The organism is Rhodococcus erythropolis NBRC 15567 (genome assembly GCF_001552595.1).
In the GTDB taxonomy this organism is placed as follows: domain Bacteria; phylum Actinomycetota; class Actinomycetes; order Mycobacteriales; family Mycobacteriaceae; genus Rhodococcus_F; species Rhodococcus_F erythropolis.
The window spans coordinates 310,336-323,397 of record NZ_BCRM01000005.1; the positions used below are offsets into that span (position 1 = coordinate 310,336).

Annotated in this window: 10 protein-coding genes; 3 read left to right on the forward strand and 7 right to left on the reverse strand. The window is 63.3% G+C overall.

All coding sequences use genetic code 11. The annotated features are described in order from the left end of the window. Positions 1-30: 30 nt before the first annotated feature. The 3 genes from RE4_RS10900 to RE4_RS10910 form a co-directional block, all read right to left on the reverse strand. Positions 31-1,872, reverse strand: a complete 1,842-nt coding sequence (locus tag RE4_RS10900; protein ID WP_060938564.1) for a DEAD/DEAH box helicase — start codon at positions 1,870-1,872, stop codon at positions 31-33. A gap of 261 nt (positions 1,873-2,133) precedes the next feature. Further along, on the reverse strand, positions 2,134-3,087 hold the full coding sequence (locus RE4_RS10905) for a M56 family metallopeptidase (protein ID WP_003944922.1): 954 nt from the start codon (positions 3,085-3,087) through the stop codon (positions 2,134-2,136). Positions 3,088-3,112: 25 nt separating this feature from the next. Next, on the reverse strand, positions 3,113-3,526 hold the full coding sequence (locus tag RE4_RS10910) for a BlaI/MecI/CopY family transcriptional regulator (RefSeq protein WP_003944876.1): 414 nt from the start codon (positions 3,524-3,526) through the stop codon (positions 3,113-3,115). A 191-nt stretch (positions 3,527-3,717) separates the two neighbouring features. Here RE4_RS10910 and RE4_RS10915 point away from each other — a divergent pair, with 191 nt between their 5' ends. Continuing rightward, on the forward strand, positions 3,718-6,291 hold the full coding sequence (locus RE4_RS10915) for a bifunctional lysylphosphatidylglycerol flippase/synthetase MprF (protein ID WP_060938565.1): 2,574 nt from the start codon (positions 3,718-3,720) through the stop codon (positions 6,289-6,291). A gap of 10 nt (positions 6,292-6,301) precedes the next feature. On the opposite strand, the gene RE4_RS10920 is transcribed toward RE4_RS10915, so the two are convergent. From RE4_RS10920 to RE4_RS10930, 3 genes are read right to left on the reverse strand one after another with little or no spacing between them, the layout of a single operon-like run. Then, positions 6,302-7,153: an ABC transporter ATP-binding protein gene (locus tag RE4_RS10920; RefSeq protein ID WP_020907760.1), complete on the reverse strand. Its 852-nt coding sequence runs from the start codon at positions 7,151-7,153 to the stop codon at positions 6,302-6,304. Then, complete coding sequence (locus RE4_RS10925) at positions 7,150-8,241, reverse strand: FecCD family ABC transporter permease (RefSeq protein ID WP_019748452.1); 1,092 nt, start codon at positions 8,239-8,241, stop codon at positions 7,150-7,152. The genes RE4_RS10920 and RE4_RS10925 overlap by 4 nt, the downstream gene beginning before the upstream one ends. Beyond that, positions 8,238-9,698 (reverse strand): FecCD family ABC transporter permease, encoded by a 1,461-nt coding sequence (locus RE4_RS10930; RefSeq protein WP_019748453.1) that lies wholly within the window; start codon positions 9,696-9,698, stop codon positions 8,238-8,240. Before RE4_RS10930 ends, RE4_RS10925 begins: the two co-directional genes overlap by 4 nt. 202 nt (positions 9,699-9,900) lie before the next feature. Here RE4_RS10930 and RE4_RS10935 point away from each other — a divergent pair, with 202 nt between their 5' ends. Next, positions 9,901-10,683, forward strand: a complete 783-nt coding sequence (locus tag RE4_RS10935; RefSeq protein ID WP_020907762.1) for a hypothetical protein — start codon at positions 9,901-9,903, stop codon at positions 10,681-10,683. 236 nt (positions 10,684-10,919) lie between these two features. Further along, a complete protein-coding gene (locus RE4_RS10940; RefSeq protein ID WP_020969625.1) occupies positions 10,920-11,348 on the forward strand; it encodes a PaaI family thioesterase in 429 nt (142 codons plus the stop codon). Positions 11,349-11,435: 87 nt separating this feature from the next. Here the strand turns inward: RE4_RS10940 and RE4_RS10945 are convergent, their stop codons facing one another. Beyond that, entirely contained in the window at positions 11,436-12,851 is a 1,416-nt protein-coding gene (locus tag RE4_RS10945) for an NAD(P)/FAD-dependent oxidoreductase (RefSeq protein WP_060938566.1), read from the reverse strand. Positions 12,852-13,062: the final 211 nt, after the last annotated feature.

Consider the following 13,062-nt stretch of genomic DNA (forward strand, 5'->3'; position numbering starts at 1 on the left):
CAGTTGTCGAGCCGCAGCTCAGCGCAGGTATTACCGCTGATCGCGCTTCGGGCCGTCGAATCCGTCATAGCTACGACGGTCGGTGCGGCTGCGGAAGCCGCCACCGCTGGTCGAGGCTGCACGGTTGTCGCCGCCGTCGCGGTTGCCCTGGTAGCCACCGGAAGAGCGGTTGCCCTGGTATCCGGTCGAGGGGCGGCTGTCGCGATCGCCGTACGAGCGGGTGTTGTCGCGGTTGCCCTGGTATCCACCACCGGACGAACGGTTGCCCTGGTATCCGCCGCGGCTCTCGCCGTCACGGCTTCCCTGGTATCCGCCCGAAGAGCGGTTGCCCTGGTAACCCGTCGACGGGCGGCTGTCGCGGTCTCCGTAGGACGGACGGCTGTCACGGTTGCCCTGGTAACCACCGCTGGAGCGATCACCCTGGTATCCACCGGAAGAGCGGTTGCCCTGGTATCCGCCGCGGCTCTCGCCGTCACGGTTGCCCTGGTAGCCACCGGAAGAGCGGTTGCCCTGGTATCCGCCCGAAGAGCGGTTGCCCTGGTAGCCGCCACGGCTTCCGCCACGATCACCGAAGGAACGCTCGCCACGAGAAGAGCTCTCGCGCAAGGGTTCTCCGGTCGGCTTCTTGGCGCCGGTGATGCGAGCAAGTTCAGCAGAACCCGGGGTGACGGCAACGGCTGCGGCATTGACGCCGGCCATTCCGGTCAGACGCTTGAACTGACGCTTCTGGTTGGGCAGCACGATGGCGACAACGGTGCCCTTCTCGCCGGCGCGAGCGGTACGACCAGCGCGGTGCAGGTAGTCCTTGTGGTCGGCCGGGGGATCGACGTGAACGACGAGGTCGATGCCGTCGACGTGGATACCGCGTGCTGCGACGTCCGTTGCGACGAGGACCGGGGTGCGGCCGTTCTTGAAACGCTCGAGGACGCGGGTGCGCTGGTTCTGTGCCTTGCCGCCGTGAAGCGACTCGGCAGCGATGCCGACTGCGCGGAGGCGATCGGTGATTCCCTCGCAACCGAGCTTGGTGCGGGCGAACATGATGGTGCGTCCGTCGCGGGCACCGATCTCGGCGAGGACGGAATCCTTCTGCCCACGATCGACGAGGAGGACGTAGTGCTCCATCGTGTCGACGCTTGCGCGGCCGTCTTCGGTGGAGTGGGTGACGTGGTTGGCCAGGAACTGACGAACCAGCGACTGGACCTCACGGTCGAGGGTTGCCGAGAACAGCAGACGCTGTCCGTCTGCGGGGGTCTCGCCGAGGATCGAGCGAACCTCGGGCAGAAAGCCCATGTCCGCCATCTGATCGGCTTCGTCGAGTGCGGTGATTTCCACCGAGTCGAGGATGCAGGTGCCCTGACGCAGGTGATCGCCCAGGCGACCCGGCGTTGCGACGAGGACGTCTACGCCGCGGCGAAGCTGATCGACCTGCTTGGCGAACGGCGTTCCACCGACAGCGGGACGAACCGTGAGTCCGAGTGCGCCGGCGTAGGAGTTGAGGGAGTCGACCACCTGGAAAGCAAGCTCACGGGTGGGGACGAGCACGAGTGCGCGGGGACGCTTGGCGGCCGGGCGATCTTCGTGGCGTGAGAGGCGGGTCAGCATCGGCAGGCCGAAGGCGAGGGTCTTACCCGATCCGGTCTGTGCGCGGCCGAGAACGTTGGTTCCGGCGAGCGCGTCCGGGATGGACTGTGCCTGGATGGGGGACGGGACGGTGATGGAGTTGCGCGCCAATGCGGCAACAAGCTGCTCGGGCAGGCCGATCTCGGCGAAGGTGATACCCGGCTCGGTGGCGACTGCTTCTTCGGCAGCGGGGGTGTTGACGGTGGGGTCTTCGATGTTCTCGGAAGACGACATTTGGACAGCGTTGGTCACGCGGAAACCTCTCCGGACTACGGGCACGTCGCGGAGCGGAAGAAGCCATGCTGAAATACACGACACAGTTCGCAAAGGGACGAGCCAGGGCACATGTCACCTGGCAATCCGAACGCATACTGCGGGGAATTGGGCTGTGTGCCGTTATATGTTGACGGACCACGATGGTGGCCGTGGTCCACTCTACGCCACCGGGGACACCGAAGTCAGGTAGCCCCGCCTGTGACCTGCACTACTACACGGGGTTGCGCAGGTCAAGACTCAGTATGCGTTGAAAAGCAGTCGAAGTTCGGTGAGCCAGGGCACAGCCACCGCAACCGTGGGAACCACGAGAATCGCGACCGCCCCGAGATACGCAAAAACTGCGATGCGGGGATCTGCATCGTCGGCCGAGAGGCGCTGCACTCGGATGAGCGTCGACGGGCCGCCCGCTGCCATCGCTCCGCGGGGTGCCGTCGATCCGGCACACGCGACAAGTGCCCGCGCGAGGGGAGTGGGACCGGTAGCCCGCACAGCTGAATCGTCGGCGAGCAACTCCACCAGGAGTTGTACCGATCCCAGAGCCGACTTGCTACGGACGAAACGGGGGAACGCGTGGTTGACGGCCGTGAAAGCCTCGAGGACCAGATCGTGACGAGCTCGCAGGTGTGAACGCTCGTGCGTCAGGATTGCTTTGACCTCGGCATGATCGAGGTTCTGCAGAGTGCCTTGGCTGAGAACCACGCGTTGGCGCAGACCTGGCAGGCAGTATGCGATCGGTTCGTCCACGTCCAGCACCCGCAGATCGGGTGTGCGTTCCACCGACGCGGGCATGGCGCAGTCGTCGAGAAGGTCCACCAACACGCGGTGACGTGCACGGCGACGTCGGGTTCTCACAGCGACCTGGATTATCGAGAAGATCAGCTTCGCGCCGATCAGGAGCGTCAGGGCAAAAACAACCACGTACAGAATCCACAGCGGGAGCCCGAGTGCATCGATTTCGGCGGTCGGGGCCGTCGTCGGCCTACCGTCAGCGCCGGGAACGAGCAGCTGGCTGGCAATGGCCAGGCCCGAGCTGAATGCCGACAGCACCGCAGCAATCGCGACGGCTTGCCACAGAACCAACGCCGCGCGTGGAGCGCGGTAAGGCCACGTGGAGCGGCTCAGGAGTGCGGGAACCGGACCGGCCAGCAACAAGGCAAGCAGTCCGAAAACCAGTGCAGTAGTGGCGTTCATGTCCTACACATCATGCACGACGAAATCAGTTCGGCCTAGAAATTCCGGGCTGCGCAGCCTTTTTCGCGGACTCGCGCACCTCGAGGGCAGCGAGCGCTTCGCGGAGAGCATCGGCTTCGTCAGCATTGACCTGTCCCACGAAGTGGACGAGTGCCGCAGCGCGACCGCCGGACTCCGGGGCCTGGGCCAGCGCGTCGACCATCAGGCTCGCGACCAGTTCTTCGCGCTTGTTGACGGGAAGATAGCGATGGGCGCGATCGTCACGCTGCTGAATCACCAGATGCTTCTTCGCCAGGCGCTGCAGAACGGTCATTACCGTCGTGTACGCCAATTCGCGATGCGTCGCGAGTGCTTCATGCACCTGTCGCACAGTTTGCGGTTCCGATGTGGACCACAAATGATCCATCACCGCGCGTTCGAGTTCACCTAGACCTGCCATTCTTCGATTCTACGGACTTCCACGACGAAATACGTACTACTGGTAGTAGTAACCGCCTCGGTGGGGGTGTGGTATTGGCCATAGTGATCTGCGTGACGGTTACGGTGGTGTGAGACGACCAAAGTCCCGACAATGACGATGCCCGATAATTGCAAGCCAACAGTCGATCCGCAGAAAGTAGCCGCACGTAGATGACGATCGACAGTTCGCCGGGCACCGAAGAATCGACGTCACGGGCGCGGGTAGTCAGGCAGAAAGCTGCCGGCATCATCCGTTTCGGCATTCGCGACGCACCCTTGACGGTCGTCCTACTTCTCACCATGTGGATACTGGGCGCCGTAACCGGCAGCATCGTTCACGGACCGTCCCGCGATCTCGAGCACACGATCGGTGCGGGAATGGGCTCGATCCAGCACGGACATGTCTGGATTCCACTGAGCTCCGCGCTGTGGGCAGGAAACCTGCTCGGGTACATCGGCGCGAGCGTGCTCCTGATTGCGGTCGCTGCACCCCTCGAACGGCGGATGGGAACGATCAAGCTGGCGATCGCCGGCGCAAGCACTCAAATCTTGGGAGTTCTGCTCGGGCTCGGCTGGGCATCCTTCGTGAAAGTGTTCGACTCCAATTGGGGGTTCCGCCTCCATGTCGGCTCCGCTGTCGGCGCGAGCGCGTGGATCGTCGGCGCCGCGATGGCCGCCAGCTCGAACATGGGGACATTGTGGCGTCGCCGCATCCGCGTCGGAACCCTGGCTTTGACCATCACCTTGGCCTTGTTCAGTGGTCAGCTGCAAGATGTCATCCGATTCTTTGCCGCTGTGGTGGGTTTGGTCATCGGACAGTGGATCGTCGGACGATCGGCTCGCGGTGAACGCATCGCCGGGACACAGCGAGAGGGCCGCGTCCTGGTCGCCATCGTCGTCGCGGCAAGTGCGATCGGCCCGATGATCGCCGCGCTGTCCCCACAGGCGGTTGGCCCACTCGCCGTACTCCGCGATCTCTTCCGTGGTGTTCCCTGGACCGTCGCAGAAGTACGTGAGCTGTGCGCCGAATCCGCGTCGGATCCGGACTGCCGACGCGGCCTCCTCGAGCTGAGACTCTCGGGGATCGGGCCGACTCTGCTCTCGTTGATGCCGTCGATTTTTGTGCTGGTGTTGAGCGATGGGCTCCGTCGTGGCCGCAGATTCGCCTGGATTGCGACTGTCTGTGCTCAGGTCGTCTTACTCGTCCTCTCGATCGGGAACTTCGTCATCAGGTTCGTCGACGCAGTCGACAGTGACAGCTTGTTCTACGGAATCAGCGATCCGAACGTGTATCGAACGCTGGTGCCGTTCCTGACACCGCTCTTCGTGCTGATCCTGCTGATCGCCACACGTCGATACTTCGACGTCGCGGCCCCGGCCAAGACGTACCGACGTCTCGGTGCTGCGATCGTGACCTTGCTCGCGGTCCTCGCCGTGATCTACGTCGGCGGCGGAATGCTCGCCAGGCACGGGTTCGACCGCGAGCCCACGGTCACGTTGCTGCTCGCGGACTTCCCACAGCGCCTTGTACCGCCGGTGTACCTGCAGTTGATCGACCCGCGCCTGCTTCCCGTGGACATCGAGTCGACGTTGCTCTTCGAGTGGACCGGCGTCGTGTTCTGGGGCGTTGCCGCCGTGTTGGTATTCGTGAGTTTCCTCAAGCCGGTCAAGACCGCCGATCCCAAAGCCGCCGAACGAGCGCGATCCATGTTGATCGCCGGTACCGGCAGCCCGTTGTCGTGGATGACGACGTGGAAGGGGAACACGTACTGGTTCAGCGCGGACGGTTCGAGTTACGTCGCGTATCGCGTCATCGCCGGCGTTGCTCTCACCACAGGTGATCCGGTCGGTCCTCCAGATCGCATGCGCGCGGCGATCGAGGGGTTCGCCGAGTTCGCGTCGTCGAACGGTTGGATTCCCTGCTTCTATTCCGTGACCGACGACGCCCGAACCATCACCGATTCGATGGGCTGGAGCGGTCTACAGGTCGCCGAGGAAACCGTGCTCGACCTGGGACAAGTCGCGTTCACAGGAAAGCGGTTCCAGGACGTGCGCACAGCACTGAACCGGGCGAAGAAGTCCGGTATCACCGCCGAGTGGATTTCCTTCCCTCATGCACCTCTCGCGATCAAGGATCAGATGGTCGCGATCTCGGAGGAGTGGGTAGCGGACAAGGGGATGCCCGAGATGGGATTCACCCTCGGCGGACTCGACGAGGTCGACGACGAACAAGTGCGATGCCTGATCGCGGTCGACGAGGATCGCACCGTGCACGGTGTCACGTCGTGGCTACCGGTGTACCGCGACGGCAAAGTCGTCGGGTGGACACTCGACTTCATGAGGCGACGCTCCGAAGGGTTCCGTCCCGCGATGGAGTTCCTCATCGCTTCCGCTGCACTGAAATTGGAGGAGGAGGGCGTCGAGTTCCTCAGTCTGTCCGGTGCACCGCTGGCAACAATCGCCGGTGACTCCGAGAGGAATGCGAACGAACCGGAGGCCACGACTTTCTCGGCGATGATGGACAGCGTGCTCGACCTACTCGGTCGCACCCTTGAACCGGTGTACGGATTTCGATCGCTGCTGGCCTTCAAATCGAAGTTCCAGCCGCGGTACGTGCCGATGCACATGACATTCGCCGATCCAGCCGCGTTGCCGAGCATCGGCAACGCGGTCGGACGGGCATACCTGCCGACCGTGACGATCGGTCAGGGATTCAAACTCGTTCGGACGATTCTGGGTCGCTGATTCGCGATCGTCACGCAGGCTTTGCCGGCCCGCCGACGGCACCGAACACGTGCCGGGTTCCGATCGGAACGATCAGCGGCCGATCCGAGACGGGATCGTCGATGACCGCAGCTTCGAGACCGAACACCTCGAGCAGAAGTTCCGCGGAAATGATGTCCTTGGGGACACCAGAAGCGACGACGGCGCCGTCGCGCATCACGATCAGATGATCGCTGTATCTGACCGCGAGATTGAGGTCGTGCAGAACCATCACCACGGTGCGCCCCATTTCCTCGTGGAGTTGATCCACCAGGTCGAGGACTTCCATCGAGTGCGCGAGGTCCAGATAGGTAGTCGGTTCGTCGAGAAGCAGGATGTCGGTTCCCTGGGCGAGAGCCATCGAGATCCAGGCTCGCTGACGCTGACCGCCGGACAATTGATCGACGGGCCGATCGGCGAGATCCGAGACACCGGTCAGCTCGAGCGCTTCGGCGACCTCGCCCTCGTCGTCCGCGGACCACTGCCTGATCCACGACTGGTGCGGGTGGCGCCCACGTGAGACCAAATCGGCGACGGTGAGCCCTTCCGGCGCAACAGGAGTCTGGGGGAGCATTCCGAGCACCCGCGCGACTTCCTTGGTCTTCATCGAACTGATCGCCTTGCCGTCGAGGATGACCGATCCACCCTTTGGCTTGAGCAGACGACCGAGCGCGCGCAAGAGCGTCGACTTGCCGCAACCGTTGGGTCCGATGACCGTCGTGATCACGCCGGTGGGGATCTCGAGATCGAGTCCGTCGACGATGATGCGATCCCCGTACCCGAGCGTCAGATTCTGCGCGACGAGACGCGAAGGAGCATCGGTGGACTGGGCGATGGTGGTCATGCTGTGACCTTCCGATTGTTACGAACCAACAGGTAGAGCAGGAACGGGCCGCCCAGTGCGGAAGTCACGATTCCGACGGGGAGTTCCACAGGCAGAATTGTTCGAGCGATGACGTCGCTGCCTACCACCAGTACAGCACCGGTCAGCGCGGAAGCCACGATGGGCGGGCCGGCGGAGCGCACCAGACGCATGGCGACCTGTGGCGCAGCCAGGGCGACAAAGCCGACCGGACCTGCTGCTGCGGTCGCGATGGCGGCCAGTGCCACGGCGGAAAGCAACAACTTGGCCTGTGATGATTGCAAGCGAACACCGAGTGAGGTTGCGTTGTCGTCGCCCAACCGCAGTGCTCCCATGGTGAACGATGCGATCACCGCGTAGCCGCCGACTACTGCGACGGCGATTGCGACCGGCCACATCTGATTCCAGGTGGCACCGTTGAGTGAACCGTTGAGCCACACCTGTGCGCGAGAAGCGTCGTTGATGTCCGCCGAGATGAGGAGCCATCCCGTCGCTGCCACCAGCATGGCGTTGATGCCGATACCGATCAGGATGAGGCGGAACCCCTCGACGCCCTTGCGCCACGCCAAGGCGTAGATCACCACTGCTGTCAGTAGGCCGCCGCAGAGCGCAGCCAACGGAATCCCCAGTGTGGCAAGCAGTCCCACGAACGAGCCACCCCCGCCGAGTACGATGAGTGCCACTGCGGCGGCACTCGATCCAGCCGTGATTCCGAGGATGTCGGGGCTGGCGAGGGCATTGCGCGCAATCGTCTGGGTGACCGCACCGGCAATGCCGAGTGCCATACCGATGAAGAGCGCGGTGAGCGACCGAGGAAGTCGAAGGTCGAAGACGATCAGGTTCTGTGTCTTGCTGCCATTGCCGAGCAGGACCGAAATGACATCGGGGATCGAGATCGGATAGTCGCCCCGCCCGATGTTGATGCAAAGCAGAAGGAACAGCGCAACTGCGAGGGCAATGCTCACCGACACCGCGAGTGGGCGGTAGACCAGCGAGAATCCACCGAGGCGGATCGACTTACGTGAGGGGACGGTCCGGGGGAGTACCCGGAGTTCCTGCTTGAGCGTCACAGACTTGCCAACTTCCTGCGGCGTACGAGAGCGATGAAGAACGGAGCGCCGAACAGGGCCAAGATGATGCCGACCTGCAACTCACCAGGGCGCACGACCACGCGGCCGATGATGTCCGCGGTGATCAACATGACCGCGCCGAGTAAGCCCGCGTACGGGACCAGCCAGCGGTAGTCGGGTCCGGTGATGGCCCGGGCCACGTGAGGGACCACCAAACCGATGAACGCGATCGGACCACACGCCGCGGTGGCGGCGCCGGTCAGCAGGGTGATCGCGACGATGCCGAGTGTGCGACTGAACGCGATGTTAGTTCCCAGTGCTTTTGCGACGTCTTCACCCAGGCTGAGGACGTTGAGCCCCGGCGTACTTGCCAAGGCGATGACCAATCCGAGTATCAGGAACGGCAGGACCTGCCAGAGGACGTCGAACCCGCGACCGGACACCGACCCGACAACCCAGAAACGGTAGGCGTCCAGGCTCGTCTGGTCGAGGATTATCACGGCGTTGGTCATGGCTTGCAGGAAGAATGCGACGGCCGCGCCCGCCAGAGCCAGACTCAGAGGACTTGCGCCGCCGTTTCCGATGGAAGACAAGCCGAAAACGACGATGCTGGCGACGAAGGATCCTGCGAACGCGAACCAGAGGTATTGACTCGGTGCCGTAAAGCCGAAGAGGTAGATCGCCATGACCACGAAGAACGCTGCGCCTGCGTTGAGGCCGAGTAGACCGGCATCCGCCAACGGGTTGCGCGTGTGTCCCTGAATCAAGGCACCGGCGATACCGAGTGCAATTCCGACAACAAGACCCAAAATCGTTCGTGGGGCGCGCAACGTCCGCACGATGATGTCCGTTTGAGTTCCGTCCGAATTGAAGAGCGCGTGGAAGATCTCGGCGAACGTCAGTGGACGAGCACCCACTGCGATACTCGCGAGCATCACAAGCGCGAGCAGCACGGTGAGGACCGCGAGTCCGATCAGGCGGCGCCGGCGAGTTGCACCGACGCTGTTGTCGCGTGCGAGTTCTTCGAAGCCCTCGTCGCGGGCCGTGCTTTCTCGGACCACCTCGATGCCGCTTCGGTCGAACGGTCTGCGCAGAGCCCGGCGGACACCGATGGGCTGTTTGGTGGTCGCGTCACGCGTGACCAGGCCAACCCATCCCTTCCCCGAGGTCCGACCGGTTGCCCCCTCACGGAATCCGAGGTTCCACACAAGGAGACCGACGGCGATGGCTATTGCTGTCCCGCCGAAGACTGCTCGATCGGCCTCGCCGCCACCGTTGTCGTCACGGAGCGACTGGACGATGTACCAGCCGACGATCAACGGAAGTAGGAACACCGCCGCGTCGAAAAGTCCAGCCAGGACACGCATTCGGACAGGAGCGGGGCCGCGCGGCACGATGCGCCGTCCGTACGTCTCGCTGGGTCCTCGGGGATGTCCGTTCCCGAGAGATTTGATCATCGTCACTGGCGGTTCGAGCTCCTGGTCTTGGTGCGCAGGGAATTCGCATCTTAGGTTACGGAACCCTATGCGGGTGCGCTTCCTGCGGGGGACGTTCCTGTGAATATGCGGTGCCCAGCGTCACAGTTCATTACTCTTGAATTATGGTGAGGCTAACCTACATTAAGAACCACAAGACAACTTCGGCCGATTGGAGTGCACGGTGACCATCACCTTGACCACCCAGCATGCGGATGTTCGTGAATTCGAACTCCGGTCGAACGCATTGAGCCGCACCAGCGTTCGCCTACGAGCGCTCAACCCTGACTATCCGCGCGTCTACGCGGTTGCCGCCATGGCGGGCGAAGGTAAACGGCGTTGGTGGCAACTGAGCGAGGGCCTGTGCGGGGATCGGGTGCATCAGATGTTCGCCCGTTCACTTCAAGATCTCGACAGCGCCGAAGCTGCGGCGATCCAGGTTGCAACGTCACTTATTCATGCCGTGGTCGGCAGGGTGGCCGCGTCGATCGTCTCCGAGGGGTCCGCATGGGACCCGGGGCTCGAGAACCTGTTCATCCACATGGACAGCGACGGCGGGATCGACTGGGCCGGCGTGGTCGACGAAACGCTGCGCGTTGCGCCCAACGGACGGGAGTCCGGCAGTGACGGCGTCGTCGACATGCCATGTGAAGAAGCGCTCCTTGTCTGGACCGCGCACCGTTGCCTGACTTCACTCCGAGCGATCTATGACGCCGTCGCCAGGTGTGCGCCCGTCGACCAGTTCAGATTCTGGGGCCTGGTAGGGGAGTCGATCCTGGGTGCAGCGGCCTACGTCCCCATCTTGGCCGGTGAGGGCGAATCGGCCGCTCAGCGTCGAGGGCAGGGACTGCTGGACGCCTTTGTTGCCGCCGGGCTGCCGGTTCGTGCGCGCCGCAAGGTCTCGCTACGCCCTCGTTGGAACCAGTTCGACGAAGGGCTTGCTAAATTAGGTCAGCCTTGCCTATGATTGTGGAAGACCTCGCAGAGAGCTACACGACGCGAGAGTGACGAAACTGCCGGACCGCGCCGGAGTCCTGAGGGCTGCAGAGACTCCCGGTCCTTCCCACGGCGGGTTTCCCATCGAATGATGGGAAACCCGCCGGTTCTTTTTCCAGACCTGATTCCAAGCTCGAGTTACCTCTCGTGTAATCAGGTAGGGAGTGGCAGCCACACCGGCGCCAGAGAATCACAGATGGAGATGGCATGGTCGACACTGCTGAGACCGCAGAGATGATGAAACGGCTCGGGACGGGCTTCGACGCCACCATCGGCCTGGAATACACCGAACTGAGCCCAGACCGTGTGAGGGCGCAATGGACGGTCAAGCCCACGCTGCACCAGCCCGCCGGGATACAGCACGGGGGTGTGTACTGCTCGGTGGTGGAGTCTCTCGCCAGCGTCGGCGGCACCGTGTGGCTGGGCGAGCGAGGACACGTAGTCGGAGTCAACAACAACACCGACTTCCTGCGCGCAACGCGGGAGGGCACTCTCACCGCTGAAGCCACCCCGATTCATCGCGGACGCACCCAGCAACTCTGGGAAGTTCGCATCACCGACGAGAACGGCCGACTCGTTTCCAAGGGACAGGTTCGCCTCGCGAACATCACCGAGGTGGCGAAGATCGGAAACTGACCACGCGGCAGTCGATCAAATAACGAAGGGCGGCTGTGGAGTTGAACTCCACAGCCGCCCTTCGTTATTCGCCCAGGTACTGATCGATCAGCCGGCGGCCTTCTGCTGCTTGCCGGCAGCCTTCTTGGCTTCGCCATTCGAAGTGCTGCCGGACTCCGTCGCTTCCTTGTTCTTCTTCTCCAACTCGCCCATCGCGTTTCGCGCGAAGACCTGCTGCTCGGTGGACGCCATCTGAGCACGGCCACGCCCGAAGAACGTCACTGCCCACGACAAGAGCGTCGAGGCGCGTGAACGGAATCCGACGAGGTACAGGAGGTGAATTGCCAACCAGGCAACCCACCCGATGAAGCCGCTGATCTCGAGCTTGCCCACCTTGGCTACCGCGCTGAAGCGCGAGATCGTCGCCATACTGCCCTTGTCGAAGTACTTGAACGGAACTCGTTCCGACGGGGACTTTCCATCCAGTGACGCTTTGATCTGTTTGGCCGCGTACTTGCCGCCCTGCATGGCGACCTGAGCCAGTCCGGGAAGCTTGTCGAGCGACATCATGTCGCCGATGACGAAGACGTTGGGGTGCCCGGGAAGCGACAGGTCAGGATTGACCATCACTCGGCCGGCGCGGTCGGATTCTCCGCCGCTTTGCTCTGCAAGCTGCTTGCCGAGGGGGCTGGCCTGCACGCCGGCGGACCAGACCTTGCACTGCGACTCGATGCGGCGAAGCGTGCCGTCCTTTTCCTTGATGATCAGACCGTCGTTGTCGACGTCGGTGACCATTGCGTCGAGCTGGATCTCGACGCCGAGCTTCTCGAGCGTCTCGGCAGCTTTGCGGCTGAGCTTCCCGCCGTACACGGGCAACACGGCAGGGGCGCCGTCGAGGAGCACGACGCGCGCTTCACGAGGATCGATCTTGCGGAAGGCGCCGTCCAGCGTTCGACGGGAAAGCTCGGCGATCTGCCCGGCCAACTCCACCCCGGTGGGGCCGGCGCCGACCACGACGAAGGTGAGCAAGCGCGCGCGCTCGGCGGGATCGTCCGACAGTTCGGCCTGCTCGAAGGCCCCGAGGATCCGTCCGCGCAGTTCGAGGGCGTCGTCGATCGTCTTCATTCCGGGGGCGAACTCCGCGAACTGATCGTTGCCGAAGTAAGACTGACCGGCACCTGCTGCCACGATCAGACTGTCGAACGGCGTAACCGTGACGCGTTCGAGCAGACGCGAGGTCACGGTCTGATTCTCGAGATCAATGGTCTCGACCTCACCGAGCAGCACCTGGGCGTTCTTCTGCTTGCGCAGCACCAGTCTCGTGGCGGGAGCGATGTCACCGACCGAGAGGATGCCGGTCGCAACCTGATAGAGGAGCGGCTGAAACAGATGGTGGGTTGTACGCGCGATCATCGTGATGTCGGCATCGGCTTTTTTGAGAGCCTGAGTGCCGAACAATCCTCCGAAGCCGGAACCGATCACCACTACGCGGTGGCGGTGCGGTTCAACCGACTGGATGCTCATTCCGTACTCCTCGAGTTCTAGGCGACAGTCCTACGGTAGTCCCACCGCGGCCGAGCTTCTCTGCGAGCAGTCCGACGCGCGCCGGTGTGTCCGAATCGATCAAGCAGCCTCCGGCGGCGATCACCCCGAGACGCGCGTCATCGTCGCGCCGGGGGTGTTCACCACTTTGTCGAGGTGTCAGCTACTGCCGGACCGACAAAATGAACAGTGC